The following is a 24,452-nucleotide window of genomic DNA, read 5'->3' as shown; positions in this document are numbered from 1 at the left end:
CCGCATGTCGATCCGCTTTGGGCGGCTTTCAAGCGGGCCGAAAGACTGCCTTCCAGACTTGCAGATTGTGAAAGCCCGGGCCGCGCGCTAAGGCGGAACCATGACCCGTTACCTTCCCCATATCGCCGCGACCCTGTCGCTGGGACTGCCGCTGATCGGCAGTCACCTGGCGCGCATGGCGATCGGGGTGGCCGACACCGTGATGATCGGCTGGTATGGGGTGGAAACGCTGGCCGGGTTGGTCATCGCCACCTCGTTCTTTCATATCCTGTTCTTTTTGGGCATGGGCTTCGGGACCGGCGTTCTGGGCCTGATCGCCACAGCCATCGTGCGCGGCGACGAACCCGAGGTTCGCCGCGCCGCCCGCATGGCGTTGTGGCTGTCCCTGGGCTTCGGCCTGGCCGCCATGCCGCTGATGTGGTTCGCCGACCCGATCCTGCGCGGGATCGGCCAGACCCCGGCGGTCGCGGCCCATGCGCAGGACTATCTGCGCATTGCCGGGTGGGGATTGGCGGTGGTGCTGGCGCAACTGACGCTCAATTCCTATCTGGCCGCGATGGAACGGACGCAGGTCGTCATGTGGGTGACGCTGGCGGGCCTGCCCCTGAACGTGGCGCTGAACTGGGTGCTGATCTTTGGCAACGGGGGCGCGCCGGAACTGGGCGTGCGGGGCGCGGCCATCGCCAGCCTGACGGTGCAGGTCGTCCAGCTTGCCCTGCTGGTGGCCTATGCCCGCTGGCTGCCCGCGACGCGCAAGTACCGCCTGTTCCAGCGGTTCTGGAAACCCGACCATGCCGCAATGCGCCAGGTGTTCCGCCTGGGCTGGCCCATCGGCCTGACCATGGTGGCGGAAGGCGGGCTGTTCGTCGGATCGAACGTGATGATGGGCTGGATCGGCACGCAGGAACTGGCCGCCCACGGGATCGCGCTGCAAATCTGCTCGATCACCTTCATGGTCCATCTGGGCCTGTCGAACGCCGCGACCGTGCGCGTGGGCCAGGCCAAGGGGCGCGGCGACGCCCCGGGGATGCGCGACGCGGCGGTGACGGTTATCGCCATGTCGCTGCTCTTCGCCGCGATCGCCATCGCCGTCTATCTGCTGGCGGGCGAGGGGCTGGTTCGGCTGTATCTGGACCCCGCCGATCCGCGCGGACCTGCCATCGTGGCGCTTGGCGCGGCGCTGCTGGTTTATGCGGCGCTGTTCCAGCTGACCGACGCCTTCCAGGTGATCGCGCTCGGCTTTCTGCGCGGGGTGCATGACACGCGCGTGCCGATGTGGATCGCCGGTTTCAGCTATTGGGTGGTGGGAATGCCCGTCGCCTGGGGGCTGGCCTTCCCGGGGGGCTTCGGTCCCGCCGGGCTGTGGCTGGGCCTGTGCGTCGGGCTGACGGTCGCCGCCGCGCTGCTGATGATGCGCTTCTGGCGGGGACACGCGCAGGGGGTCTGGACCCGTCCCGCCGTGGCGGTCTAACGTGGCCGCGACCAGTGAAGGAGGCTTTCATGCGACCCGTCTTTGTCCAGTTCCGCTGCGAGCCCGGCAAGACCTATCAGGTCGCCGAGGCCATCTATGACCGGGAGGTGGTCAGCGAGCTTTACTCGACCTCGGGCGATTACGACCTGATCGCCAAGGTCTATATCCCGGAAGACGAGGATGTCGGCCGTTATCTTTCCGAACGCCTGTTCGACATCCCCCATATCAGCCGCACGCTGACCACCATGACCTTCCGCGCCTTCTGATGATCCGCCTTGCCCCGATCCCGGCGGGCCTGCCCGCGACGGTGCCCTTTGTCGGCCCCGAAACGCTGGAACGCCAGGCGGGCCGCCCCTTTGCCGCGCGCCTTGGCGCCAACGAGAACGGTTTCGGCCCAAGCCCGCGCGCGGTGGCCGCGATGCAGGCCGCGGCGGGCGAGGTCTGGAAATACGGCGATCCGACCAGCCACGACCTGACCCATGCCCTTGCCGCGCATCACCGCGTCCGCCCCGAAAACATCATCCTGGGCGAGGGGATCGACGGCTTGCTGGGCCTGCTGGTGCGCCTGACGGTCGCGCCGGGCGATGTCGTGGTCACGTCCGAGGGGGCCTATCCGACCTTCAACTTCCATGTCGCGGGCTTTGGCGGCGTTCTGGACAAGGTGCCCTACCGCGACAACGCCGAGGATCCCCGCGCCCTGCTGGACCGCGCAAGGGACGCCGGGGCACGGCTGGTTTATCTCGCCAATCCCGACAATCCGATGGGCAGCTGGCACAACGGCGCGGTGATCGAGGCGATGCTGGACCGGCTTCCCGAAAACGCGCTGCTGGTTCTGGACGAGGCTTACGCCGAATTCGCCCCCGCGGGCGCCATCCCGGCCATCGCCGCCGACGATCCCCGCGTGATCAGGATGCGGACCTTCTCCAAGGCCTACGGCATGGCGGGCGCGCGCGTGGGCTACGCCATCGGGCACCCGGACCTGATCGCGGCCTTTGACCGGGTGCGCAACCACTTCGGCATGAACCGCGTCAGCCAGATCGGCGCGCTTGCCGCGTTGCAGGATCGGGACTGGCTGGCCCATGTGGTGGCGCGGGTGGATGCGGCGCGGCGGCGCATCGCCTCCATCGGCGCGGAAAGCCGGCTGACCGCCCTGCCGTCCGCCACGAACTTCGTGGCGCTCGACACGCATCGCGACGGCGCCTTCGCCCGCCGCCTGGTCGATGCCCTGGCGGCCGAGAGAGTCTTCGTCCGCATGCCCGGCGTGGCGCCGCTCGACCGTTGCATCCGCGTCAGCTGCGGTCCCGACCCGGAACTGGACATCCTGGCCCAGGCCCTGCCGCACGCGCTTTCCAGGCTGTAAGCGGCTTCTTCATTGCCCAAATACCCCCGCCGGAGGCACCTGCGCCCGCCACAGGCGCCCCCGCGGCAAAGGCTTACATCGCCGCCAGCTGCGCCAGCGCCGCCTTCAGCCGGGCCAGGTCGTCATCAAGCGCGGCCAGCTTTTCGCGCGTTTCCTCGATCACCTCGGCTTCGGCGTTCTCGACGAAGCGGGGGTTGTTCAAGCGCTTGCGCAGCCCATCCGCGTCCTTTTCGGACTTCGCAACCGCCTTTCGCAGCCGCGCCGTTTCCGCGCCTGCGTCGATCACGTTGCCGATGGGCAGCGCGAAGCTTGCCCCCGGCGCCGCCACCGTGATGGTGCCCTTGCCCGCCACGCCGTCCGCCGGCGCGTTGACGCGCGCCAGCCGCTCGATCAGCGGGCCGTTGGCGGCCAGCGCGGCGCGGGCCGCCCCGTCCGCCTCGGTCACGATCAGGTCCAGCCTGGCGCCTGCCGGAACGCCCATCTGCGCGCGGGCCGACCGCACCGCCTCGATCAGCGAAATCACCCAGTTCATCTGGCGGTCCGCCTCGGCGTCGATCAGGTCCGCGCCACAGGTCGGCCAGTCGCCATGCACCAGCATCTTCTGCCGCTCGCCCGTCAGCGACCACAGCTCCTCGGTCACGAAGGGCATGATCGGGTGCAGCAGCAGATAGCACTGGTCCAGAACCCACCCCATGGTGGCGCGGGTCTCGTCCGCATGGCCGCCGTCGAACAGGGGCTTGGCGAATTCGACATACCAGTCGCAGACCTTGCCCCAGACAAAGGCATAAAGCCCGTTCGCCGCGTCGTTGAAGCGATAGGAGGCCAGCGCCTCGTCGGTGGCGATGCGGATCCGCGCCACCTCGCCGATGATCCAGCGGTTCACGGTGTGAGACGGCTGCGGCATGGCCCCGCCGCCGCGCACGCCGTTCATTTCGGCAAAGCGGGTGGCGTTCCAGATCTTGGTCACGAAGTTGCGCGCGCCCTCGACATGCTTCGGCCCCAACTTGGGATCGCGGCCCATGGCGGCCATGCCGGTCAGCGTCATGCGCAGCGCGTCGGCGCCGAAATCGTCGATTAGGGTTAGCGGGTCGATGACGTTGCCTTTCGACTTCGACATCTTCGCGCCCTTTTCGTCGCGCACGAGGCCGTGGACATAAACCGTGCGGAACGGCACGTCGCCCACCACCTCGAGCTGCATCATCATCATCCGGGCGACCCAGAAGAAGATGATGTCGAAGCCCGTGACCAGCACGTCGGTCGGGAAATACTTGCGCAACGCTTCGGTCTGCTCGGGCCAGCCCAGCGTGCCGATGGGCCACAGACCGCTGCTGAACCAGGTGTCCAGCACGTCCGGGTCGCGCCAGACCGGATAAACCAGCCGGGTCGGATCCTGGGTCAGGTTGTAATCGGCCAGGCCGCGCGCAAAGGCGTCGATGGCGGCCTCGCGGTCGGCGCATTCGACGATGCGGGCGATTTCCAGGGGCTGCGGCAGCCCGGCGATCGAATCGCGGAACTGCTCGGCCACCTCGGCGAAGCTGGCGGCGGCATGGTGGATCTCGTCGCGGTGAACCAGGCCTTCCTCCAGCAGCGCGAAGATTTCCACGTCGTCCAGTTCGCCGTCGCCGTCATTGTCGACATGGCCTTCCAGCGACAGGTCAAGGCCATACCAGACGGGGATCTGGTGGCCCCACCACAGCTGGCGGCTGATGGTCCAGGGCTCGATGTTCTCTAGCCAGTTGAAATACACCTTCTTGTGCTGTTCGGGCAGGATTTCCGTCCGGCCCGAGCGCACGGCCTCCAGCGCGGGGCCGACGATGCGGGCCGTATCGACGAACCACTGGTCGGTCAGCATCGGCTCGATCACCACGCCGGAGCGGTCGCCGAAGGGCTGCATGATCGGCTTGCTGTCCACGACGGGGCGGCGTTCCAGATGCTCGGCCCCGGTATCCGCGTCGATTTCCTTGTGCAGATAGGTGACCGCCAGTCCTTCGGCGTTGATCTGCGCCACGACGCGGCGGCGCGCCTCGAGGCGGTCGAGGCCGCGCAGATCCTCGGGGACCAGGTTCACGTTCGACACGTCGCCCACGTCCTCGCCGCGCGCCGCGCGGGTGGCGATGGCGGCGCTTTCGGCATAGGAAAGGCCGTCCTGGCGCATCGCGCCCTTGCTGTCCATCAGCGCATAAAGCGGGATGTTGTTGCGCGTCGCCACGCCATAATCGTTGAAGTCATGCGCGCCGGTGATCTTGACCGCGCCGCTGCCGAAATCCGGGTCGGGATATTCGTCGGTGATGATCGGGATCAGGCGGCGGTGTTCCTTGGGTCCGACGGGGATCTCGCACAGCTTGCCGACGATGGGGGCATAGCGCGCGTCGTCTGGGTGGACCGCCACCGCGCCGTCGCCCAGCATGGTTTCGGGGCGCGTGGTGGCGATGGAGATGTAGTCGCGCGTTTCGCGCAGGGTGACGTTGCCGTCGGCGTCGCGTTCCACGTATTCATAGGTCTCGCCGCCCGCCAGCGGATACTTGAAGTGCCACATGTGGCCGGGAACCTCGCGGTTCTCGACCTCCAGGTCGCTGATCGCGGTTTCGAAATGCGGGTCCCAGTTCACCAGCCGCTTGCCGCGGTAGATGATGCCCTTGTTGTAGAGATCCACGAACACCCGGATCACGGCGTCGTGGAAATTGCCCTCCTCGCCCGCGGGGGCGCCCGGCGCCCCCGACATGGTGAAGGCGTTGCGCGACCAGTCGCAGGACGCGCCGAGGCGCTTCAGCTGGTTGATGATCGTGCCGCCGGATTCCTGTTTCCAGGCCCAGATCTTTTCCACAAAGGCGTCGCGGCCGATCTCGCGGCGGTTCGGCTCCTGCCGTTCGGCCATGCGGCGTTCCACGACCATCTGGGTGGCGATCCCTGCATGGTCCTGGCCCGGCTGCCACAGCGTGTCGAAGCCCCGCATCCGGTGCCAGCGGACCAGGATGTCTTGCAGCGTGTTGTTGAAGGCGTGGCCGATGTGCAGGCTGCCGGTGACGTTCGGCGGCGGGATCATCACGGCGAAGGTCTCGGCGCGCGAGGCGTTGGCCCCGGCGGCGAAGGCGTTGGCCCGTTCCCATTCGGCGCTGATCCGGGCCTCGGCGGCCTTTGCGTCAAAGCTCTTGTCCATGCTCATCGTGGCAGATCCCCTTGCTTGGGGACGGGCTTAGCGAAAGCGGGGGCAAAGGCCAAGAGATGCGATAAGGCCACAACCGCGCCGTCAGGATGCCGGCAGGGCGCGGGGGGGTCAGGTTTCGCCGTCCCGGGGCCGGCGGACCAGCAGAACGGTGCCCGCGGGATCGGATGTCCAGTGGCCCGTCACCCCGTCCAGCGGTTCAAGTTCATCGCGCCGCGGGCTGCCGAGCCTCGTCAAGGCCGCATCGGGATCGTCGCTGAACAGTTCCAGCCAGACATCTGTCTGCGATTGATGCGGCACCCGGTCGATCCACAGCGTGAAGCCGTTGAAGTCGAAACCGACGCTGGTGTCCAGCACCTGCACGACTTCAAGGCCGATCTTGTCGCGATAAAAGGCGACCATCTCGTCCCATTTGTGCGGGGGCACCTTGATCGCGATGTTGCGGCCGGGGCCGATCATGCCGCGCCGCGCCGCGCGTCCGCCGCGCGCCAATGGGCCATCTGGTCGGCCAAGGCCTTGCGGAAGGCCGGGCGGTCGGTGGCGCGTTCGGCATAGGCGGCAAGCGCGTGCAGGTCGTCCAGAAACCCGTTCTGGGCCGGGATGCGCAGGATGTCGGCCATCAGCAGGTCGGCCACGGTGAAGCTGTCGCCCATCAGCCAGGTCTTGTCGCCCAGGGCCGCCTGCACCTGTTCCAGCCGCTGCCGCATCAGGGGTTCGCGCTTGGCGGCCCCTGCCTCGTCCTTGTCGAAGAACTTGGGGACGATCCAGGCCATGACGAAGGGCTCGACGCTGTTCAGCGCCGCGATCAGCCATTGCTGGACCTGCGGGCGCTGCGCCGGGGGCATCAGGGCCGTGCCCTCGGCCAGGTGCAGCAGGATCGCGCCCGATTCGAACAACGTCAGGCCGCCGTCCCGGATAAAGGGCACCTGCGCGAAGGGCTGCTGCGCGACGTGATCGGCCGATTTTTCCCGCAGCGGCACGGTTTCGATCCGATAGGGCCGCCCCAGTTCCTCGAGCAGCCAGCGGACGCGGATGTCGCGCACGAAGCCGCGCGGGAAATCCGGCACCCAGTCGTAGGTGTTCAGGATCAGGGTCATGGCGTTTCCTCCAGCGGGCCGACCAAGGCGAACCGGGCACCCTGCGGATCGGCGGCAATGGCGACATGGGCGCCGCCGGGAACCGGCGTCGGGCCGTGCTGGACGGTGCCGCCCGCGTCCCGGACGCGCCGGATGGCGGGGTTCACGCCGTTGGCGCCGAAGTAGGCCAGCCAGAAGGGCTGCTGCCCTTGGCCGGTCCCCATCATGCCGCCGATGTCGGCGCCGTCGTGGCGGAACAGTCGGTAGGTGCCCGTCCCGCCCATGTCGATGGCCTGCCCCGCGGTCCAGCCGAACAGGCTGGCGTAAAATGCGAAGCCCGCGGCCGGGTCGGCGGTCATCAGTTCCGTCCAGTTTCCATGCCCGGCCTTTTGCTGGTCGAAGGCATGGCCGCCCGCGTCCCCCCGCATCGGCAGGGGCGCAAGGATGCCGAACGGCGCGCCTTGCGGATCGGACACGACGGCAAAGCGCCCGGTGCCGGGAATGTCGGCCGGTTCGCGGAACACCCGGCCGCCCGCGGCCCTGACGTCGGCAGCGGTCCTGTCGGCATCGGCCACGCCGAAATAGATCGTCCAGCGGGGCGGCATGTTTGCGGCATCGTCCGGCATCTCCATCAGGCCGGCCACCATGTCGCCGTCGGATGCGGCGAGATGATAGCGGAACCCCTCGATCCCGCTGTCGCCGATCCGGCAGCCGATCGCCTTGCGATAAAAGTCGCCTGCCGCGTCCAGAAGGCCCTTGCCGGTCGCAAGCTCGAACCACAGGGGGCGTCCGTGAACCCTGGTCATGGCCGCCCCTTACGCCGTCCTGCTGTCGAAGACCGGCGTGAAGCCGCCCCAGAACATGCGCATCCCGTCAAAGGGCATCTCGGGCATCTCCGTCCCCTCCATCTCGGCTTCCATCTTCCTGGCAGCCTCGTCGCAGGTGGCGCGGTCGGGCCATTCGATCCAGGAAAACAGCGGCACTTCGCCGTCCTTCGCGTCGGTGGCGCGATAGAAATCGGTCTGCTTGCCATGGGGCACGTCCACGCCCCAGCATTCGGCCTGATAGGTCGCGCCCATGCGCCGGAACATGTCCGTCGCGCCGTTGGCCATGTCGATATAGGCCTGCTTCCTGCCTTCGGGCGCGGCCAGCACGAAGCCCTGGACATAGCGGCCGGGGGCGCTTTCGCCCACCTGGACGATGGGGTCGAAACCGCCCCAGAACATGCGCATTCCGTCAAAGGGCATCTCGGGCATCGGGGGCAGGTCCGGGTCGCTGTCCATGCTGGCCCAGGCCGCGTCGGCCGTGGCGCGGTCCGGCCATTCGACCCAGGAAAACAGCGGCACCTCGCCGTCCTTGGCCTGGGTCGCGCGATAGAAATCCGTCTGCCTGCCGTGCTGCACGTCCGTGCCCAGGCATTCGACCATGCGCAGCGCGCCGCGCTTCTGGAACCAGGGCCATCCGGCCCTGGCATGGGCGATGAACGCATCCTTGTTGGCCGCTGGCACGGCGGCAACGAAACCGGAAACATAGGTCATGAGATTCCCTCCTCCTGGATCGGCAAGGGAAAGGGTGCCCGTTGCAGTATGAAAAAGCAACTGATACCCTGGGCCATGACACAAACCCGCCACAATCCGCGCATCCGCTATGACGAGGGATGCCTTGCCGCCCATGCCCTGAACACCATTGGCGACCGCTGGGCGCTGCTGGTGGTGCGGGAACTGATGCTGGCGCCCAAGCGGTTCCAGGCGATCCGCCACGGGCTGCCGGGCGTCACGGCGGCGGTGCTGACGCAGCGGCTGACGCAGCTGGCGCAGGCGGGCGTGCTGGTGCATGAGGGCGGGCGATACGCGCTGACGGATTCGGGACGGGGGCTGCTGCCGGTCTTGCAGGCGATGTGCCGCTGGGGGGCGCTGCACCCGGGCCATGATCCGCGCCGCTTCATCAGCCCGACGGCGCTGGTGATCTCGATGACGGCCATGATCGCCGGGGCCGAGGGGCGGCGGGCCGTCGCCGCGCTGCGGACGGCGGCCGAAGCCTTTGTGCTGGTTCTGGCGGACGACGGCATCCTGCGCCCCCGGGCGGGCACCGATCCGGCGGCGCAGTTCACGCTGTCGGGGGACGGCAACGGCCTGGCGCGGGCGGTGTATGGCCCGGCGCCGCTGTCCGTTCTGGCGGGCTCCGGGACGATCGGACTGGCGGGCGATGCCGAGGCGGCGCAGGATTTCGTGGATCTGTTCCGGCTGCGCTAGACGGTTCCCGTGAGACGGCCCGGTCCAGCTTGGTCGCCAGGTGGATCAGGCTTTCGGACGACCGCACGCCCTCGATGGCGCCGATGCGGTCCAGGGTTTCGTCCAGTTCGGCGGTCGATCCGCTGACGATCTGGACCAGCAGGTCGATGCGCCCGCTGGTGGTGTGGATGCGTTCGACCTGCGGCATGGCCTTGAGGCGCGGCAGGATGGCAGGCTGGCTGCGCGGCTCGATCGACAGCATGACGCTGGCGCGGATGCGGCCCTGCCGTGCCGCCTCGCCCAGGCGGAGGGTGTATCCGGCAATCGCGCCGGACGATTCCAGCCGTTCCAGCCGCGCTTGCAGCGTGGACCGCGCGACCTTCAGGCGTCGGGCCAGCACCGCGACGGAGGTCCGGGCATCCTGCGACAGCAGGGCGACGATGTTGCGGTCCAGGTCGTCCAAGCGGCCCCCTCGGTTCGGCGGAATGCCGGAAATGTCGTCATGATAACCGGCGGGGTCGGCGAATCTATCCATTTCATCGGTGAAACCGTCATCCGAAGGCGCCATTCTGGCGGCACAGACCTTCAACACCGACCACGCGAAAGGAGTCCGGCCGATGGGGACAGGAAAGACCGTTTGGGACGATCCGGCGGACCTGATCCGCCATCTTCAGCCCGACCATCCGGTGATGGCCTTCGCGCCCACGGTGTTGCAGGACCGCGCGCGGCAGTTCCTGACGGGCTTTCCGGGCCTTGTCACCTATGCCGTGAAATCGAACCCCGACGAGGCGGTGATCCAGAACCTCGTCGCCGCCGGACTTCAGGGCTTTGACGTGGCCTCCCCTTGGGAGATCGACCTGATCGGCCGCCTGGCCCCCCGCGCCGCGCGCCATTACCACAACCCGGTCCGTTCGCGCCGGGAAATCGCCCATGGCGTGCGTGAAGGAATCCTCGCCTGGTCGGTGGACAGCCGCAGCGAACTGGAGAAGCTGTTCGAACAGGTGCCTGTTTCGGTGATAGGGCAGCGGGTCGAGATCTCGCCGCGCTTCAAGCTGCCGGTGCTGGGCGCGGCCTATGACTTCGGCTCGAAATTCGGGGCCACGCCGGATCTGGCGGCGGATCTGCTGCGGCTGGTGGCGGACCGGGGCTACGTCGCCTCGCTGACCTTCCATCCCGGCACGCAATGCACCGAGCCGACCGCCTGGGAAAGCTATATCCGCACGGCGCGAGAGATCTGCGACGCGGCGGGCATCAGGGCGCATCGCCTGAACCTGGGCGGCGGCTTTCCCTCGCACCGGGCGGCGGGGGTGGCCCCCGACCTGGACGCCATCTTCGCCAAGATCGGCAAGACGGTGGCGGAATGCTTCGGCGGCGACGCTCCCGCCCTTGTCTGCGAACCTGGCCGGGGCCTTTGCGCCGACGCCTATGCGCTGATCGCCCGCGTCAAAGGCCTGCGCCACGGGACCGACGTGTTCTTGAACGACGGCGTTTATGGCGCGCTGGCCGAACTGCCGGTCATCGGCAACCTGGACCGCATCGAGGTGCTGACCCCGCAGGGCACGCCCCGCACCGGCGCGCGATCAGGTCGCGTGATCTTCGGCCCCACCTGCGATTCGGTGGACCGCCTGCCGGGAGAACTGGCCCTGCCGGATGACGTGGCCGAGGACGATTACATCGTCTTTCACGGCGCGGGCGCCTATTCGCTTGTGATCAATACCCGCTTCAACGGCTTCGGCGCCGTGACCCGCGCGACGGTGATGGGCTTCGGCTGACGCCTTTCACCTTTGCATAAATATCCCGCGGGGGTCCGGGGGCGCGAAGCCCCCGGCTCAGGCCACCGCGCCCAGATCGCGCACCGGCTCGACTCCAAGCGCCCCGCACACCGCCAGCGTCAGATCCGGCCGATTCAGCGTATAGAAATGCAGCCGGTCCACCCCGCCCTCCAGCAGGTCGCGGCACAACTTGACGCAGACCCGTTCGGACAGCGCGCGTTCCGCCGCCGGACCCTCGGCCGCGGCCTTCGAGAACGCGTCCTCGGCCCAACCCGGCACGTTGGTCCCGCAGGTGGCGGCGAACCGCTTGGCGCCCGCCCAACCCTGGATCGGCAGAATGCCGGGGATGATCGGCGCCTCGATCCCCGCTGCGGCGCATTTGTCGCGAAAGCGGAAAAAGGTGTCGGCGTCGAAGAAGAACTGTGTGATCGCGCTGGTCGCGCCCGCGTCGATCTTGCGCTTCAGCCAGGCCACGTCGGCATCCGTGCCGCCGCTGTCGGGGTGCGGCTCGGGGTAGGCGCCGACGCGGATTGTCATGTCGCCGCGCGCGGCGATCGCCTCGATCAGTTCGACCGTGTTGGCGAATCCCTCGGGATGGGGGGTGAAACGGTCCTGGCCCTTGGGCGCGTCGCCGCGCAGGGCCACGATCTCGCGGATCCCGGCATCGGCATAGGCCTGCACGATCTCCATCGTCTCGGCGCGCGTGGCCTCGACGCAGGTCAGGTGGGCGGCGACGGGGATGCCGTAATGGCGGTGGATGGTTGTCACCGCCTCGTGCGTCAGCTTGCGGGTGGTGCCGCCCGCGCCATAGGTGACGGACACGAAGCCAGGGTCCAGCGGCGCCAGCGCCCGCGCGGTTTCCCACAGCCGGAAGGACGCGTCCAGCGTCTTCGGCGGAAAGAACTCGAAGCTGATGGTGGGGCGGGACATAAGCGATTCCTTTGCTTTGGGCGCTTGTGCCATGCGCGGCGGCGTGAGACAAATTCATAATCCTCAAGATCAACATGAGACCGCCTCACCATGCACCTGGAACTGCGCCACCTGCGCACCGTCCGCGCGATCCACGAACAGGGCGGCCTGGCCCGCGCGGCCGAGGTTCTGAACATCACGCAATCGGCCCTGTCCCACCAGGTCAAGGCGCTGGAGGAGCAGGCGGGCGTCGATCTGTTCGTGCGCCGCGCCAAGCCCATGCGGCTGTCGCCCGCGGGCATGCGCCTGCTGCGGCTGGCCGAACAGGTGCTGCCCATGGTCGCCGCCACCGAGGCCGAGTTCAAGGGCGTGGAAGCGGGCCGCATCGGCCGGCTGCACATCGCCATGGAATGCCACGCCTGCTTCGACTGGCTTTTGCCGGTCCTCGACATCTTCCGCCGCGCCTGGCCCGAGGTGGACCTGGACATCCGCCAGCGTCTGGCCTTCGGCGCGCTGCCCGCGCTGGCGCGGCAGGACGTCGATCTGGTGATCTCCTCAGACCCCGAGGAGATGGCGGGCATCGTTTTCCAGCCGCTGTTCGACTATTCCCCCACGCTGGTGGTGCCCGCCGAACACCCCCTGGTCGCCAAGGGCCATGCCGACCCGCAGGATCTCGCGGGGGAAACGCTGATCACCTATCCCATGGACCGGGCGCGGCTGGACGTGTTCAGCCAGTTCCTGACGCCTGCGGGGGTGGAGCCCGCCCGGCAGCGCACGGTGGAGCTGACCGCCGTGGCGCTGATGCTGGTCGCCTCGGGGCGCGGCGTGGCGGTGATGCCCGACTGGGTTCTGCGCCGCGAATCCGCCAATGCGGAAATCGCCATGCTGCCGCTGACGCGCGGCGGGATCATCCGGCGCCTTTACGCGGCGGTGCGGGCCGAGGATCTGGGCCAGCCCTACATGGCCCATGTCCTGCGCCTGTCGCGGACGGAACCCCTGCGGATGCTGCGGGGCGCGGCGGCCTAGAAGGCCCCGGGCCCGTCGGCCGGGGGCGGGGCCGACGCTGACCTGTCCCCAGCGGTCCGGCGGCACGCGGGGCACCTGCACCGCGTAGCGAAGGCGCTGGCCGTCGCCGGTCAAAGGCCGCGCCTGCTTCACATTCCCCCCGCTTGCCCCTATGACGCCCCCGACCCCCATTCCCGGAGCATTCCATGGCAAGCGCCAACCTGAACGTCATGATCAAGGCCGCCCGCAAGGCCGGGCGCAGCCTCGTCAAGGATTTTCGCGAGGTCGAGAACCTTCAGGTCAGCGTCAAGGGCGCGGGCGACTTCGTTTCCAAGGCCGACCAGGAGGCCGAGCGGATCATCAAGGAGGAACTGCGTGGCGCCCGCCCGAACTATGGCTGGCTGGGCGAGGAAACCGGCGAGGAGGCGGGCGAGGATCCGACCCGCCGCTGGATCGTCGATCCGCTTGACGGCACCACCAACTTCCTGCACGGGCTGCCCCATTGGGCCGTCAGCATCGCGCTGGAACACAAAAAGGAAATCGTCGCCGCGGTGATCTTCGACGCCGCCAAGGACGAGCTGTTCGTGGCCGAAAAGGGCGCCGGGGCGTTCATGAACGACCAGCGGCTGCGCGTCTCGGGGCGGCGGCGGCTGGACGAATCGCTGTTCGCGACCGGCATTCCCTTTGCGGGCCGCGGCCCGCTGCCCGCCGTCTTGCAGGATCTGGCCCGGCTGATGCCGCTGACGGCCGGGGTCCGCAGGCTGGGTTCGGCGGCCCTTGATCTCGCCTATGTCGCGGCGGGGCGGTATGACGGATACTGGGAACGCGGCAACAAGCCCTGGGACGTGGCGGCGGGCATTCTGATGGTGCGCGAAGCGGGCGGCTTTGTCGAAGGCATCCGCGACGGCGACGATCCGCTGGAATCGGGCCGCCTGATCGCCGCGAACGCGCAGATCTTCGAACCCTTGGCCAAGGTCATCCGCACCCGGGACTGATTTGCGCGATGCGCAAGGCAGGCTTGCCTTGACCTTGCGGCAGGACGGGCGCAAGGCGGAGGGGTCCAGGGACCGCGCCATGCCGAAAGATCAGAACGACCAGCCTTACGCCGCCTCGGCGGCCACCGCCTCCGCTCCGCCTCCGGTGCCGCCCAGGACCGGCGCGGGAACGGACCGCACGGGGCTTGCGATTCTGCTGATGTGCGTGACCAGCTTCATCTTCGCGATGCAGGACGCGTTTTCGCGGATGCTGGGGTCGGAATACCCGCCGGTGCTGGTGGTCATGCTGCGGTACTGGGTTTTCGCGCTGTTCGTGATCGCCATGGTCTCGCGCCAGCCGGGCGGGTTGCGCCGGGCCATCCGCACCAGGCGCCCCAAGACGCAGATCCTGCGCGGCGCGATCCTGGTGGTCGAGACGACCCTGATGGTCGAGGCCTTCGTGCGCCTTGGCCTGGTCGGCACCCATGCGGTGTTCACCGCCTATCCGCTGCTGGTCGCGGCGCTGTCCGGGCCGATCCTGGGCGAAAAGGTCGGCTGGCGGCGCTGGATTGCGATCGGCGTGGGCTTTGTCGGCATCCTGATCATCCTCGATCCCGGCGGCGCCGCGCTGAACCTGGGCGCGGGGCTGGCCTTCGTCTGCGCGCTGCTGTTCGCGGTCTATGGCCTGCTGACGCGGCATGTGTCGCGCGACGATCCGGCGCAGGTCAGCTTCTTCTGGACCGGGATCGCGGGGGCCGTCACCGTGACCGTGCTGGGCATCGGCCAATGGGAATGGCTGGCGCCCGCCGACTGGATCTGGATGGGGCTGCTTTGCATTTGCGGGCTTTTGTCGCACTGGCTGCTGATCCGCGCCTATGAACTGGCCGAGGCCTCGGCCCTGCAACCCTTCGCCTATACGCAACTTGCCTGGGTCAGCGTCATCGGCGTGCTGGTCTTCGGCGAGGTGCTGCACATGAACGTGGTCATCGGCACGGTCATCGTGGTCGCGGCGGGGCTGTTCACCTTGTGGCGGGCGCGGGTGAAAAAGGGGTGAGGGTTTTCGCTTCGAGCCCTTTGCGGACGATCAGGCGAAGTGCCTGTAGACGAGGTCGGTTGGATCGGGGCGCGGGGCATTTCCGTCAAGAGTTGCCCCCAGCCGTTCCGCCAGCCTGCGCGAACGGTCATTCTGCGGATCGACATAGCTGACCAGCGTTTGCAACCGCCTCACGTTCTTCGCCCAATGCAGCAAAGCGAAGGCGGCTTCAAACGCGTATCCGCGCCCTTCGGCTTCTGGAAAAACAAGCCAGCCTATCTCCTGTTCGGGAAACAGTGGCCCAGAGTTGATACCTACTTGGCCAAGAAGGATGCCGTTATTCCGTTCTTCAAGCATCAATGCTCCGGCACCGAACAGATCCCATTGTGCATGATCCGCGCAGAACATGCCCCAAGCCGCCCTCACTGAAAATGGTCCGCCCATGTATCGGGCGCGTTCGGATAGCATCAGCGCAGAATAAGGCTCCCAATCATCGACCGACATCGGGCGGAGCAACAGGCGCTTGGTGATAAGCGTGGGGATCGCGGTCATTCCCGGGCCGTCCGAGTGTAAATCAATAGGGTCTGACCGTCCGCTTCGTCCGCAGGGCCGTCATTCCCCCGCGACCGACGCCGATGCCTCGACCGCCACGGGCGCCCATCCTTCCGGCAGCACCGGCCCGATGAACGGCTTTGCCGCCGGACGCCGCGACAGGGCCAGGGTCAGCCGCGCCTCGGGGGGCGGCATCAGCCCGCCGCCGGTCAGATCCCAGGTCGGCACAAGAGGGGCGGGTTTCCCGTGGAGGCGGGCGCGGTAGATGGGCATCGCCTCGGTCACGCGCATGACATAGTTGCGGGTTTCGTCAAAGGGGATCAGCTCGACCCAGTCCACCGGATCCGCGTCCCGGCGCAGGTCGCCGTGGTCGCGCAGCCAGCGCACCGGGCGCCCCGGTCCGGCGTTGTAGCCCGCGGCCGTCAGCGCCGTGGACGCGCCAAAGCGGTCGCGCAAGCCGGCCAGATAGGCCGCGCCAAGCCGGGCGTTGTAGGCCCCGTCCGTGGTCAGCCGCGCCAGGTCGAAGGGTTCGCGGATCTCGCGGGCCATCTGCCGGGCGGTCTCGGGCATCACCTGCATCAGCCCGCGCGCGCCCACCGGGCTGCGGGCGGCGGGGTTGAATTCGGACTCCTGGCGGGCGATGGACAGCACCAGTTCGGGCGGCACCTCCAGGTCGGCATCCCGAAGCTCCGTCAGCGGGAAATGCGCGGCGGGGTGGATCACGCCCTTGTCGGCGGCGCGTTTCGACAGGCGCAGGGCGTGCCAGGGCATGTCCGCCTCGGCCATCAGGCGGGCCATGCGCAGGGTGTCCTGCGGGTCGGCGGTTTCAGACAGGTGCAGAAAGAACCGCTGCGCCTCGTCCGGCCGTCCCGTCGCCAGCAGCCACAGCCCTGCCTGGAAGACGCCGCTGCCGCCCAGGGGCGCGCCGCGCCAGTCGGGCAGGGGGCCGGGGGCGGCGTAATCGGCGGGCATCGGGGCGCCGACCTGTTCGGCGGCAAGCTGGCCGTAATAGGTGCCGGGCATCAGCGCCGCCTGCGCATAGGCCGCGTCCGCCGCCTGCCGGTCGCCAAGCGCCCGATGCGCGCGCCCTTGCCAATAAAAGGCGCGGGATTTGCTGATCTGGCTGCCCACCACGGTTTCCAGATGCCGGAAATGCGCCAGCGCCCGGTCCGCCGCGTCCCGTTTCAATGCGGCAAAGCCCGCCAGCCATTCCAGATCCGCGTAATGGCGGTTCTTGGGCGGCAGGAAGTGCGGCCGCGCCAGCGCCTCGGCTTGCGCCCAATCGCCACGGCGCATCGCCATGCGCGCGTAATCCACCCGCATGGGCGCCCAGACAGCCGGGTCGCGCAGCCTGCGGGCATCGGTTGAGGCCTCGAGCATCAGGGCCTGCGCGCCCTCGTGCTGCTTGGCGCGGACCCGCCACAGGAAGCGGTCCATGGTCAGGCCGGGATCGGTGCGCACGGCGGGCGGCAGGGCCAGGATCAGGTCGTCCACCCCTGTCCGCCCGGCTTGCAGGGCGATCCGCGCGGCCAGCAGCGGGCGGTCGGGTTCCGGCAGGCGGGGCAGCAGCCGTTCGGCCTGCGCCCATTCCTGGCGGTCCAGCATCGCCACGGCCCGCGCGGTCATCAGGGGCGCCAGCTCGGGGCCGTGGGCTTGAAGAAAGGCCGCTTCCTCGGGCGCGGTCAGGGGAACGGTTGTCCAGAACCGCGCGCGTTCGGCCTTGGCGGCGGCGGGATCAAGCGCGGCCAGAAAGGCGGTCTCGCCCGCCAGCGTGTCGGGCAGGCGGTCCCCGAACCAGCCGCGGATGTCCTGCGGGGGCAGGTCGGGCCGCAGCTTCGCGTCCCCGCGTTCGCGCAGCAGCGCAAGCCCCGGCCAGTCGCCATGGGCGCGCGCGAAGCCGATGTAATCGCCGATGGCGCCGTGGCCCGCCCGCAGGGCCTGCCAGCCGACCAGGGCCTCGGCCAAGGGGCCAGACCGGCGGGCGGCATCGCGGGCCGTGACCCAATCGCGCGCATCCGCCGCCGACAGGGCCAGCGCCATGGCGCCCGGATCCTCGGCCCGGGCGGGGGCAAGGGTCGCAAGGGCCAGCAGCCCGGCGGCCAGCATGTCGCGCAGAAGTCGCATCACCACCCTGTGTCGCCGCCAAGGCCATGGGACGCAATTCACAACCTTGGCAAGTTCCGCTTGCCCCGTTAATCAGGCGCGCAATCCATACCACCTGCAAGGAAGCGTGTCATGTTCAAGGGATCCCTGCCCGCACTGGTCACGCCGTTCACCCCGGACGGCGAGCTGGACCTGGACACGCTGAAAAAGCTGGTCGACTGGCATATCGACCAGGGCAGCCACGGCCTGGTGCCCGTCGGCACCACCGGCGAAAGCCCGACGCTGACCCATGACGAACACCGCCTGGTGATCGAGGAGGTCGTGCGCGCCGTCGATGGCCGAATCCCGGTGATCGCGGGCGCGGGATCGAACTCGACCCGCGAAGGCATCGGCCTGATCCGCCACGCGGCCGAGGTGGGCGCCGACGCCGCCCTGGTGGTGACGCCCTATTACAACAAGCCCACGCAGGCGGGCCTGATCGCCCATTACGCCGCCCTGGCCGAGGCCTCGGACCTGCCGATCATCATCTACAACATCCCCGGCCGCTCGGTCGTGGACATGACGCCCGAAACGATGGGCGAACTGGCCAGGCTGCCCACGATCATCGGCGTCAAGGACGCCACCGGCAAGCTGGAGCGGGTGAGCCAGCAGCGCATCGCCTGCGGAGCGGATTTCGTGCAGCTGTCGGGCGAGGACGCCACCGCGCTCGGCTTCAACGCCCATGGCGGCGTGGGCTGCATCAGCGTCACGGCGAACGTGGCCCCGAGGCTGTGCGCCGAATTCCAGCAGGCTACGCTGGCGGGCGATTACGCGCGCGCGCTGCAATACCAGGACCGGCTGATGCCCCTGCATGTCGCGATTTTTGTCGAGCCGGGGCTGGTCGGCGCGAAATACGCGATGTCCCGTCTGGGGCTTTGCGACGAACGCGTCCGCCTGCCCCTGGTGCCGCTGACCGAACCCACCCGCCGCCTGATCGACGCGGCGCTGGAGCATGCCGGGCTGATCTGACGGCTTTTTCCTGACGATGGCGTGAATGCGCGGGATTCTCGCGCGCATTTTTCGCATCTTCTTTTCAAAGCGGTTTCTTCCTCCCATATTGAACGAGAGGAGACGCCCTGCCATGCCCTTGCCGCATTTTCTGGTTCTGATCGCCGCAGTCATCCTTGTCGCCGCGCTGACGCTGTGGGCGGCCTTTTCCGCCGGTGCGCCCGTGGCGGTGCTGGCGATGGTCACGCTGTCGGCCGCCGCGGCCCTGCACCTGTCCCAGGGCGACCGGCACGACCACGACGCCTGAGCCCCTCAGCTTTCCAGTTCGGCGTCCCAGTAAAGGTAATCCATCCAGCTGTCATGGAGGTGATTCGGCGGGAAACGCCGGCCCGCCGCGTGCATTTCCTCGGGGGACGGCTGACGGGGCTTGCGGCGCAGGCTCATCCCCGAATGGCGCAGGCTGCGGTTGGCCTTGCGCAGGTTGCAGGGCGAACAGGCGGCCACCACGTTGTCCCAGCTCGTGACGCCGCCGCGCGACCGGGGCACGACATGATCAAAGGTCAGATCGCCCTTGGCCCCGCAATACTGGCAGCAGAATTCGTCCCGCAGGAAAAGATTGAAGCGCGTGAAGGCCACGCGCTTCTGGGGTTTCACATAGTCTTTCAAAACAACGACCGAGGGCAGCCTGAACGCCTGGCGCTGACTTCGGACGACCTCGTCATATTGGGCGATGATGTCCACCCGGTCCAGAAAGGCCGCCTTGATCGCCTCTTGCCATGGCCAAAGCGACAGCGGGTAATAGCTGAGCGGCCGATAGTCCGCGTTCAGCACCAGCGCGGGATAATGGCGCAGGCTTGCGGGCTCGCGCACGAACTGGGTCCGAAAATCCGCCTGATGTCGCTCGTCCAGCATGCCACCTTCCCGCCTGCCCCCATGGGGTTCACCGGGGGCGCCCGTCAGATCCGTGGCCATGACTATATATCGTGTCCGGCGTCTGGCAAGCCCCCGGATCTATCCGGTTTCCCTGCCGGGATAATCCTGACCGGTAACAGCGCCATGACGGTTGCGGGATGCCGGCCCGCATGGCAGGCTGCGGGCCATGGCCGAAACACCCCTTGCCGTGCTTGGCACATTGGAATCCGCGCTTTACGCCGAGGATCTGGACGCCGCCACGATCTTCTGGCGCGACGTGATGGGATTGCAGCCGTTCCAGACCGTGTCGGGCCGGCATGTGTTCTTTCGCGTCACGGCGTCGCAGGTGTTGCTGGTCTTCAACCCTTCCGCCACCGAACAGCCGCCAAGGCCCGACGCAAGGCTGCCCGTTCCTCCGCATGGCGCGCGGGGACCCGGGCATTTCTGCCTGGCCGTCGCGCCCGACCGGCTGGACGCCTGGCGCGCCCACCTGACCGCGCGGGGCATCGCCATCGAGGCCGATTTCCATTGGCCGAACGGCGCGCGGTCGATCTATCTGCGCGATCCGGCGGGCAATTCGATCGAACTGGCCGATCCGGCGATCTGGACCTGACACCTTTTCATCTTTGTCCAAATATCCCGGGGGTCCGGGGGCTGGCCCCCGGCTATTTCCCCAGGCGGTCCTTCACGAAGCTCAGCGCTGCCGACAGCCCGTCCGGCGATATTCCATGCCCGGCGCCCTTCATCACGTGGCCGTAAACCGTGAAGCCCGCGGCCTCCAAAGCCTCGCCGGCAAGCTGCATGTCCTGGAAGGGCACCATGGGATCCTGGTCGCCGTGCAGCAGCAGCACGGGCGGCTTGACCTTCGCCTCGGCCGCCAGCAGTTCCGGGGCCAGCAACCGGCCCGAAAATCCGACGATCCCCGCCACCGGCTCGTCGCGGCGGGGCAGCACATGCAGCGCCATCATCGTGCCCTGGGAAAAGCCCACCACGACCATCCGGTCCGCCGTCAGCCCCTCGTCGGCCAGCACCCGGTCCAGCCAGGCGTTCAGCAGCCCGACGGAATGCCCCATGGCTTCCCTCGCCTGCGCCTCGGTCGAGCCGTCCAGCCAGGGGATCGGAAACCACTGGTATCCGAAGGGGTTGTTGACGCTGCGTTCCGGGGCGTCTGGGGCGTGGAAGGCCACGCCCGGCAGATGCGGCGCCAGGGGATCGGCCAGGCCCAGCAGGTCGGCGCCGTCCGCGCCATAGCCATGCAGGAAGACCACGACCGCATCGGCCTTGGACGGGCCCTTGCGGGCGGATTTCAGAACGGTCATCGGATTCCCTCGCGGCCTTTGGCCCGCAGGTAATAGGCCCACAGCCCTCGGGCCGCAACCGCGCGCCAGGGCCGCCAGGGTTCGGCCATCCGGCGCAGAACGGCGGCGGTGGGGCGGCCGGAAAGGCCGTACATCAATCGCGCCGCCTCTTGCAGCGCCAGGTCGCCCGCCGCGAAGACGTCTGCGCGGCCAAGCGCCATCTTCAGATAGATTTCCGCCGTCCAAGACCCAATGCCGGGCAGGGCGGTCAGCGTGGCCGCGGCCTGATCGTCGGGCAGGGCGCGCAAACCGTCCCAGTCCAGCCCGGCCGCGGCGATGCCCTTCAGCCAGCGCGCCTTGGACCGGGGCAGGCCCATCGCGCGCAGCGCCTCCTCGGGCGCCGCGGCCATGGCTTCGGGCGTCATCAGTCCCGCCGCGGTCAGCCGGCCCGAAATGGTGGCCGCGGCCCCGGTCGAGATGAGCTGCCCCACCACCGCATCGGCCAGGGCCGCAAAGCCGTCGGGGCGGCGCAGCAGGGGCAGCGGGCCAAGGTCGGGCGCCACGCGCGCCCAGACCGGGCAGACGGCTGTCAGATGCGCCAGGCCTTCGGCCAGGTCGGCGTCCGACTGGACCAGGCGCGGCGTGTCAGTCACGGTCCACCGCCGCCTCCAGCTTCAGCCGCGTTTCCCAGGCCATCGAGATATGCTGGCGCAGCGCCTTGTCCGCCGCCGCCCCGTCCCCCGCCGCGATGGCGTCCACGATGCGCTTGTGTTCGGCCAGGGCCGTCTCGCCCCGCCCCTCGGCGGCAAGCGAGGTCTTGGCCATCAGCGCCATGGTCCGATGCACCAGGTCAAGCTGCTGGACCAGATAGCGGTTGTGGGACGCCAGGTGGATCTGGTGGTGGAACCGCTTGTTCGCGCGGGCCAGCGCCTCGGGGTCGCGGACGGCGCGCTGGTCGTCGGCGACCATCTGGGCCAGGACGCGCACCTCCTCGGGCGTGGCGTGGCGGGCGGCCAGGCGGGCGGCCAGGGCCTCGAGTTCGGCCCGGACGGTGTAAAGCTCGGCCAGCTGGTTGTGATCCAGGGATGCGACGATCAGGCTGCGCCCGTCGCGGACCAGCATGGCCTGGGTTTCCAGCCGCTGCAACGCTTCCCGGACCGGGGTGCGGCTGACGCCGAAGCGTTCGGCCAGTTCCGATTCGACCAGCCGGTCGCCGGGGCGATAGGTGCCGGCTTCGATCGCGGCGAGGATCAGGGAATATGCGTCCTTCATGGGCAGCACGATTGGCCGGCCCTTGGGCGATTGCAAGCTTGCTGTTGAAGGGCTAGGCAGGCGGGCATGGATTTCGCGCATGTCGATACCTGGATCTTCGATCTGGACAACACGCTTTACCCGCCCGAAATGGCGCTGTTTCCGCAGATCGAGGCGCGGATGACGGACTATGTCATGCGCACGCTGGCGATCGAACGCGACGCCGCCGACCAGATGCGGCGCGACTGGTGGGCGCGGCACGGCACCACCCTGGCTGGGCTGATGGCCGAACATGCCATCGACCCCGTGGCCTATCTGGACGATGTTCACGACATCGACCTGGCCCCCCTGCTGCCCGCCCCCGACCTGGCCGCCGCCATCGCCGCGCTGCCCGGACGCAAGCTGGTCCATACCAATGCCGATGCCGCCTATGCGGCCAAGGTGCTGCGGGCGCGGGGCATCGGCACCGTTGACGACGACGTGCCCGCCCCCGTCTTCGAGGCGATCTACGGCATCGCCGAAACCCGGTTCCACCCCAAGCCCCGGCCCGAGGCGTTCCGCATCGTGATCGGGACGGCCGGCATCGACCCGACCCGCGCCGCCTTTTTCGAGGACGATCCCCGCAACCTGGCGGTTCCGCACGACCTGGGGATGCGCACGATCCTGGTTGGGCCGGGGCGGCACGGACCGGACGCGATGACGGGCGCGGTGCCCGCCCATGTCGATCATCATGTCCATGATCTGACTGCGTTCCTTCGCCGCATTGCGGGCCAGGGCTGATTGCGCCACAATGCCGCCGGACGCGCATCCATCCCATAGGTTTGCCATGACCCATACCGCCGACAAAAGCGGAAACCGCCAGACCGTCCGGGCCGTTGCCCTGCTGCTGGCCGTTCTTGCCATTGCCGTTCTGGCCGTTGTCCAGTTCGGCCTGCCCGTGCTGGGCCTGCTGGGCCTGGCGCTGACGGTGGCGGTTTTCGCGGCAATGCTGCTGTTCACAGCCGGAAACTAGGCCGCGGCACATGATCGCAGGCGACATCCAGCGGACCGACATCCTGGTCTCGGGCGGCGGCATCGCCGGGCTGATCACGGCGGCGGCCTTTGGCGTGCAGGGTTTTTCGACCCTTTGCGTCGATCCCGCCCCGCCCGTCACCGCCGAAGAGGCCGAAGGCGCCGACCTGCGCACCACCGCCTTTCTGACGCCTTCGGTTTCGCTGCTGCGGCGGATCGGCCTGTGGGACCGCCTGCTGCCCCATGCCACGCCCTTGCAGGTCATGCGCATCGTCGATGCGGGCGGCGCGCGGCCCGTGGCGCGGCTGGTCCGCGACTTCGACGCGTCCGAGATCGGCGACCAGCCCTTCGGCTGGAACCTGCCCAACTGGCTTCTGCGGCGCGAGATTTCGGCCCGGCTGGCCGGGATGGAGAATGTCCGCTTCCAGCCCGGCACCGGCACGGCGGGCGTCCTGGCGCGTGATGAAGGCGCCTTTGTCACGCTGACCGACGGGCGCCGCGTCCGGGCGCGGCTGCTGGTCGGCGCGGACGGGCGCGATTCGCCGGTGCGCCAAGCGCTCGGCATCGGCGTGCGGACCTTCCGCTATGGCCAGAAGGCGCTGGCATTCGCCGTCACGCATGACGTGCCGCACGGCAACGTCTCGACCGAGATCCACCGCTCTGGCGGGCCGTTCACGCTGGTGCCTTTGCCCGACCGGGACGGAAAGCCCTGCTCGGCGGTGGTCTGGATGGAGAATGGCCGCGAGGCCGCCCGCCTCGCCGCCCTGCCGCCCGATGCCTTCGGGGCGGAACTAAACGCCCGCTCCGCAGGCGTCCTGGGCCGCCTGACGCTTGCCACGCGCCTGACGCAATGGCCGATCATCAGCCAGATCGCCGACCGCTTCGCCGGACCCCGCACGGCCCTGATCGCCGAGGCCGCCCATGTCGTTCCGCCCATCGGTGCGCAGGGCCTGAACATGAGCCTGGCCGATCTGTCCGCGCTGATCGACCTGTCGGGCGACGAGCCGGGCGATGCGGCGGGCCTTGCCGCCTATGACCGCGCCCGCCGCCCCGAGGCTTATGCCCGCCTGCTGGGCATCGACGCGCTGAACCGCGCAAGCCAGGCATCCCTGCGCCCCCTGCGCGACCTGCGCGCGGCGGCGCTTGGCGGGCTGTACGGCATCGCGCCGGTGCGGCGTCTGATGATGCGGGCCGGGTTGGGGATGCGATAACGTCGATCGGCAAGGGCCATCGCCTTTGCCGCGCGACCTCATGGCCGCCCCGCGGCCGGCCACCGGCCTGTTGATGGGGCCGCGCCGGTTCCCCTTGGCGCGGGCGCGCATGGGGAAAACAGCGGGAAAAACA

The 24,452-nt window shown here is 68.7% G+C and carries 26 protein-coding genes and 1 pseudogene; 14 read left to right on the top strand and 13 right to left on the bottom strand.

What is annotated here, in order from left to right; translation table 11 throughout:
- Nucleotides 1-100 precede the first annotated feature (100 nt).
- Genes ACFOM8_RS06830 through ACFOM8_RS06820 form a run of 3 tightly spaced genes read left to right on the top strand, consistent with a single transcriptional unit; the run spans nt 101 to nt 2,831 of the window.
- On the top strand, nt 101-1,471 hold the full coding sequence (locus tag ACFOM8_RS06830; protein ID WP_377760516.1) for an MATE family efflux transporter: 1,371 nt from the start codon (nt 101-103) through the stop codon (nt 1,469-1,471).
- Between the two features lie 29 nt (nt 1,472-1,500).
- Nucleotides 1,501-1,737, top strand: a complete 237-nt coding sequence (locus tag ACFOM8_RS06825; RefSeq protein WP_207102089.1) for an Lrp/AsnC ligand binding domain-containing protein — start codon at nt 1,501-1,503, stop codon at nt 1,735-1,737.
- Nucleotides 1,737-2,831 (top strand): pyridoxal phosphate-dependent aminotransferase, encoded by a 1,095-nt coding sequence (locus ACFOM8_RS06820; RefSeq protein ID WP_377760514.1) that lies wholly within the window; start codon nt 1,737-1,739, stop codon nt 2,829-2,831. The genes ACFOM8_RS06825 and ACFOM8_RS06820 overlap by 1 nt, the downstream gene beginning before the upstream one ends.
- A gap of 73 nt (nt 2,832-2,904) precedes the next feature.
- Here ACFOM8_RS06820 and ACFOM8_RS06815 read toward each other — a convergent pair whose 3' ends face one another.
- The 5 genes from ACFOM8_RS06815 to ACFOM8_RS06795 form a co-directional block, all read right to left on the bottom strand.
- Nucleotides 2,905-5,994, bottom strand: coding sequence for a valine--tRNA ligase (locus tag ACFOM8_RS06815; RefSeq protein ID WP_377760513.1), 3,090 nt, complete (start codon nt 5,992-5,994; stop codon nt 2,905-2,907).
- A 111-nt stretch (nt 5,995-6,105) separates the two neighbouring features.
- The gene (locus tag ACFOM8_RS06810) at nt 6,106-6,453 is read right to left on the bottom strand and encodes a hypothetical protein (RefSeq protein WP_377760511.1); all 348 of its coding nucleotides are present in this window, start codon (nt 6,451-6,453) and stop codon (nt 6,106-6,108) included.
- A complete protein-coding gene (locus ACFOM8_RS06805) occupies nt 6,450-7,091 on the bottom strand; it encodes a glutathione S-transferase family protein (protein WP_377760509.1) in 642 nt (213 codons plus the stop codon). Before ACFOM8_RS06805 ends, ACFOM8_RS06810 begins: the two co-directional genes overlap by 4 nt.
- Nucleotides 7,088-7,876: a VOC family protein gene (locus ACFOM8_RS06800; RefSeq protein ID WP_377760508.1), complete on the bottom strand. Its 789-nt coding sequence runs from the start codon at nt 7,874-7,876 to the stop codon at nt 7,088-7,090. The genes ACFOM8_RS06805 and ACFOM8_RS06800 overlap by 4 nt, the downstream gene beginning before the upstream one ends.
- Before the next feature lie 9 nt (nt 7,877-7,885).
- Nucleotides 7,886-8,608 carry a DUF1428 domain-containing protein gene (locus ACFOM8_RS06795; RefSeq protein ID WP_377760506.1) on the bottom strand — a complete coding sequence of 241 codons (723 nt, stop codon included), beginning with the start codon at nt 8,606-8,608 and terminating at the stop codon, nt 7,886-7,888.
- A 75-nt stretch (nt 8,609-8,683) separates the two neighbouring features.
- On the opposite strand from ACFOM8_RS06795, the gene ACFOM8_RS06790 reads away from it, so the two are divergent.
- The gene (locus ACFOM8_RS06790) at nt 8,684-9,322 is read left to right on the top strand and encodes a winged helix-turn-helix transcriptional regulator (RefSeq protein WP_377760504.1); all 639 of its coding nucleotides are present in this window, start codon (nt 8,684-8,686) and stop codon (nt 9,320-9,322) included.
- A 13-nt stretch (nt 9,323-9,335) separates the two neighbouring features.
- On the opposite strand, the pseudogene ACFOM8_RS06785 reads toward ACFOM8_RS06790, so the two are convergent.
- Nucleotides 9,336-9,764: pseudogene (locus ACFOM8_RS06785) on the bottom strand (Lrp/AsnC family transcriptional regulator); the annotation flags it as partial.
- A gap of 154 nt (nt 9,765-9,918) precedes the next feature.
- Here ACFOM8_RS06785 and ACFOM8_RS06780 point away from each other — a divergent pair.
- Nucleotides 9,919-11,073, top strand: a complete 1,155-nt coding sequence (locus ACFOM8_RS06780) for a type III PLP-dependent enzyme (protein ID WP_377760503.1) — start codon at nt 9,919-9,921, stop codon at nt 11,071-11,073.
- Between the two features lie 57 nt (nt 11,074-11,130).
- Here ACFOM8_RS06780 and metF read toward each other — a convergent pair whose 3' ends face one another.
- A complete protein-coding gene (gene metF / locus ACFOM8_RS06775; RefSeq protein WP_377760501.1) occupies nt 11,131-12,003 on the bottom strand; it encodes a methylenetetrahydrofolate reductase [NAD(P)H] in 873 nt (290 codons plus the stop codon).
- Between the two features lie 90 nt (nt 12,004-12,093).
- On the opposite strand from metF, the gene ACFOM8_RS06770 reads away from it, so the two are divergent.
- The 3 genes from ACFOM8_RS06770 to ACFOM8_RS06760 all read left to right on the top strand — a co-directional run bounded on the left by ACFOM8_RS06770 (nt 12,094) and on the right by ACFOM8_RS06760 (nt 15,015).
- Nucleotides 12,094-13,008 (top strand): LysR family transcriptional regulator, encoded by a 915-nt coding sequence (locus ACFOM8_RS06770; protein ID WP_377760499.1) that lies wholly within the window; start codon nt 12,094-12,096, stop codon nt 13,006-13,008.
- 185 nt (nt 13,009-13,193) lie between these two features.
- Nucleotides 13,194-13,982 carry an inositol monophosphatase family protein gene (locus ACFOM8_RS06765; RefSeq protein ID WP_377760497.1) on the top strand — a complete coding sequence of 263 codons (789 nt, stop codon included), beginning with the start codon at nt 13,194-13,196 and terminating at the stop codon, nt 13,980-13,982.
- Nucleotides 13,983-14,061: 79 nt separating this feature from the next.
- Entirely contained in the window at nt 14,062-15,015 is a 954-nt protein-coding gene (locus ACFOM8_RS06760) for a DMT family transporter (protein WP_377760496.1), read from the top strand.
- A 30-nt stretch (nt 15,016-15,045) separates the two neighbouring features.
- On the opposite strand, the gene ACFOM8_RS06755 is transcribed toward ACFOM8_RS06760, so the two are convergent.
- Both ACFOM8_RS06755 and ACFOM8_RS06750 read right to left on the bottom strand, forming a co-directional pair.
- Nucleotides 15,046-15,546: a GNAT family N-acetyltransferase gene (locus ACFOM8_RS06755; RefSeq protein WP_377760494.1), complete on the bottom strand. Its 501-nt coding sequence runs from the start codon at nt 15,544-15,546 to the stop codon at nt 15,046-15,048.
- A gap of 60 nt (nt 15,547-15,606) precedes the next feature.
- Complete coding sequence (locus tag ACFOM8_RS06750; protein ID WP_377760492.1) at nt 15,607-17,670, bottom strand: lytic transglycosylase domain-containing protein; 2,064 nt, start codon at nt 17,668-17,670, stop codon at nt 15,607-15,609.
- A gap of 111 nt (nt 17,671-17,781) precedes the next feature.
- Here ACFOM8_RS06750 and dapA point away from each other — a divergent pair, with 111 nt between their 5' ends.
- Together dapA and ACFOM8_RS06740 are read left to right on the top strand one after the other, a co-directional pair.
- Nucleotides 17,782-18,657 carry a 4-hydroxy-tetrahydrodipicolinate synthase gene (gene dapA, locus ACFOM8_RS06745; RefSeq protein WP_377760490.1) on the top strand — a complete coding sequence of 292 codons (876 nt, stop codon included), beginning with the start codon at nt 17,782-17,784 and terminating at the stop codon, nt 18,655-18,657.
- A 112-nt stretch (nt 18,658-18,769) separates the two neighbouring features.
- Entirely contained in the window at nt 18,770-18,943 is a 174-nt protein-coding gene (locus tag ACFOM8_RS06740; RefSeq protein ID WP_377760489.1) for a hypothetical protein, read from the top strand.
- 5 nt (nt 18,944-18,948) lie between these two features.
- On the opposite strand, the gene ACFOM8_RS06735 is transcribed toward ACFOM8_RS06740, so the two are convergent.
- A complete protein-coding gene (locus ACFOM8_RS06735; RefSeq protein WP_377760487.1) occupies nt 18,949-19,548 on the bottom strand; it encodes an HNH endonuclease in 600 nt (199 codons plus the stop codon).
- A gap of 187 nt (nt 19,549-19,735) precedes the next feature.
- On the opposite strand from ACFOM8_RS06735, the gene ACFOM8_RS06730 reads away from it, so the two are divergent.
- Entirely contained in the window at nt 19,736-20,161 is a 426-nt protein-coding gene (locus ACFOM8_RS06730; RefSeq protein ID WP_377760485.1) for a VOC family protein, read from the top strand.
- Between the two features lie 52 nt (nt 20,162-20,213).
- Here ACFOM8_RS06730 and ACFOM8_RS06725 read toward each other — a convergent pair whose 3' ends face one another.
- Genes ACFOM8_RS06725 through ACFOM8_RS06715 form a run of 3 tightly spaced genes read right to left on the bottom strand, consistent with a single transcriptional unit; the run spans nt 20,214 to nt 22,118 of the window.
- The gene (locus ACFOM8_RS06725; RefSeq protein WP_377760483.1) at nt 20,214-20,867 is read right to left on the bottom strand and encodes an alpha/beta hydrolase; all 654 of its coding nucleotides are present in this window, start codon (nt 20,865-20,867) and stop codon (nt 20,214-20,216) included.
- A complete protein-coding gene (locus ACFOM8_RS06720; RefSeq protein WP_377760481.1) occupies nt 20,864-21,499 on the bottom strand; it encodes a DNA-3-methyladenine glycosylase family protein in 636 nt (211 codons plus the stop codon). Before ACFOM8_RS06720 ends, ACFOM8_RS06725 begins: the two co-directional genes overlap by 4 nt.
- Nucleotides 21,492-22,118, bottom strand: a complete 627-nt coding sequence (locus tag ACFOM8_RS06715; protein ID WP_377760479.1) for a GntR family transcriptional regulator — start codon at nt 22,116-22,118, stop codon at nt 21,492-21,494. Before ACFOM8_RS06715 ends, ACFOM8_RS06720 begins: the two co-directional genes overlap by 8 nt.
- A gap of 66 nt (nt 22,119-22,184) precedes the next feature.
- On the opposite strand from ACFOM8_RS06715, the gene ACFOM8_RS06710 reads away from it, so the two are divergent.
- Genes ACFOM8_RS06710 through ACFOM8_RS06700 form a run of 3 tightly spaced genes read left to right on the top strand, consistent with a single transcriptional unit; the run spans nt 22,185 to nt 24,319 of the window.
- Nucleotides 22,185-22,877 carry a pyrimidine 5'-nucleotidase gene (locus ACFOM8_RS06710; RefSeq protein WP_377760477.1) on the top strand — a complete coding sequence of 231 codons (693 nt, stop codon included), beginning with the start codon at nt 22,185-22,187 and terminating at the stop codon, nt 22,875-22,877.
- 46 nt (nt 22,878-22,923) lie between these two features.
- Nucleotides 22,924-23,109: a hypothetical protein gene (locus ACFOM8_RS06705; RefSeq protein ID WP_377760476.1), complete on the top strand. Its 186-nt coding sequence runs from the start codon at nt 22,924-22,926 to the stop codon at nt 23,107-23,109.
- Nucleotides 23,110-23,119: 10 nt separating this feature from the next.
- Entirely contained in the window at nt 23,120-24,319 is a 1,200-nt protein-coding gene (locus ACFOM8_RS06700) for a UbiH/UbiF family hydroxylase (RefSeq protein WP_377760474.1), read from the top strand.
- Nucleotides 24,320-24,452 lie beyond the last annotated feature (133 nt).

Source organism: Paracoccus angustae, assembly GCF_042648745.1.
GTDB classification, from domain to species: Bacteria; Pseudomonadota; Alphaproteobacteria; order Rhodobacterales; family Rhodobacteraceae; genus Paracoccus; species Paracoccus angustae.
The sequence above is the reverse complement of the archived record's forward strand: the minus strand, read 5'-3'. Positions and strand labels throughout refer to the sequence as shown.

Excerpts from the sequence above, each read along its gene's own strand:
- ACFOM8_RS06830 (WP_377760516.1), top strand. The coding sequence starts at position 101 with ATGACCCGTTACCTTCCCCATATCGCCGCGACCCTGTCGCTGGGACTG.
- ACFOM8_RS06825 (WP_207102089.1), top strand. The coding sequence starts at position 1,501 with ATGCGACCCGTCTTTGTCCAGTTCCGCTGCGAGCCCGGCAAGACCTAT.
- ACFOM8_RS06820 (WP_377760514.1), top strand. The coding sequence starts at position 1,737 with ATGATCCGCCTTGCCCCGATCCCGGCGGGCCTGCCCGCGACGGTGCCC.
- ACFOM8_RS06815 (WP_377760513.1), bottom strand. The coding sequence starts at position 5,994 with ATGAGCATGGACAAGAGCTTTGACGCAAAGGCCGCCGAGGCCCGGATC.
- ACFOM8_RS06810 (WP_377760511.1), bottom strand. The coding sequence starts at position 6,453 with ATGATCGGCCCCGGCCGCAACATCGCGATCAAGGTGCCCCCGCACAAA.
- ACFOM8_RS06805 (WP_377760509.1), bottom strand. The coding sequence starts at position 7,091 with ATGACCCTGATCCTGAACACCTACGACTGGGTGCCGGATTTCCCGCGC.
- ACFOM8_RS06800 (WP_377760508.1), bottom strand. The coding sequence starts at position 7,876 with ATGACCAGGGTTCACGGACGCCCCCTGTGGTTCGAGCTTGCGACCGGC.
- ACFOM8_RS06795 (WP_377760506.1), bottom strand. The coding sequence starts at position 8,608 with ATGACCTATGTTTCCGGTTTCGTTGCCGCCGTGCCAGCGGCCAACAAG.
- ACFOM8_RS06790 (WP_377760504.1), top strand. The coding sequence starts at position 8,684 with ATGACACAAACCCGCCACAATCCGCGCATCCGCTATGACGAGGGATGC.
- ACFOM8_RS06780 (WP_377760503.1), top strand. The coding sequence starts at position 9,919 with ATGGGGACAGGAAAGACCGTTTGGGACGATCCGGCGGACCTGATCCGC.
- metF (WP_377760501.1), bottom strand. The coding sequence starts at position 12,003 with ATGTCCCGCCCCACCATCAGCTTCGAGTTCTTTCCGCCGAAGACGCTG.
- ACFOM8_RS06770 (WP_377760499.1), top strand. The coding sequence starts at position 12,094 with ATGCACCTGGAACTGCGCCACCTGCGCACCGTCCGCGCGATCCACGAA.
- ACFOM8_RS06765 (WP_377760497.1), top strand. The coding sequence starts at position 13,194 with ATGGCAAGCGCCAACCTGAACGTCATGATCAAGGCCGCCCGCAAGGCC.
- ACFOM8_RS06760 (WP_377760496.1), top strand. The coding sequence starts at position 14,062 with ATGCCGAAAGATCAGAACGACCAGCCTTACGCCGCCTCGGCGGCCACC.
- ACFOM8_RS06755 (WP_377760494.1), bottom strand. The coding sequence starts at position 15,546 with ATGACCGCGATCCCCACGCTTATCACCAAGCGCCTGTTGCTCCGCCCG.
- ACFOM8_RS06750 (WP_377760492.1), bottom strand. The coding sequence starts at position 17,670 with ATGCGACTTCTGCGCGACATGCTGGCCGCCGGGCTGCTGGCCCTTGCG.
- dapA (WP_377760490.1), top strand. The coding sequence starts at position 17,782 with ATGTTCAAGGGATCCCTGCCCGCACTGGTCACGCCGTTCACCCCGGAC.
- ACFOM8_RS06740 (WP_377760489.1), top strand. The coding sequence starts at position 18,770 with ATGCCCTTGCCGCATTTTCTGGTTCTGATCGCCGCAGTCATCCTTGTC.
- ACFOM8_RS06735 (WP_377760487.1), bottom strand. The coding sequence starts at position 19,548 with ATGCTGGACGAGCGACATCAGGCGGATTTTCGGACCCAGTTCGTGCGC.
- ACFOM8_RS06730 (WP_377760485.1), top strand. The coding sequence starts at position 19,736 with ATGGCCGAAACACCCCTTGCCGTGCTTGGCACATTGGAATCCGCGCTT.
- ACFOM8_RS06725 (WP_377760483.1), bottom strand. The coding sequence starts at position 20,867 with ATGACCGTTCTGAAATCCGCCCGCAAGGGCCCGTCCAAGGCCGATGCG.
- ACFOM8_RS06715 (WP_377760479.1), bottom strand. The coding sequence starts at position 22,118 with ATGAAGGACGCATATTCCCTGATCCTCGCCGCGATCGAAGCCGGCACC.
- ACFOM8_RS06710 (WP_377760477.1), top strand. The coding sequence starts at position 22,185 with ATGGATTTCGCGCATGTCGATACCTGGATCTTCGATCTGGACAACACG.
- ACFOM8_RS06705 (WP_377760476.1), top strand. The coding sequence starts at position 22,924 with ATGACCCATACCGCCGACAAAAGCGGAAACCGCCAGACCGTCCGGGCC.
- ACFOM8_RS06700 (WP_377760474.1), top strand. The coding sequence starts at position 23,120 with ATGATCGCAGGCGACATCCAGCGGACCGACATCCTGGTCTCGGGCGGC.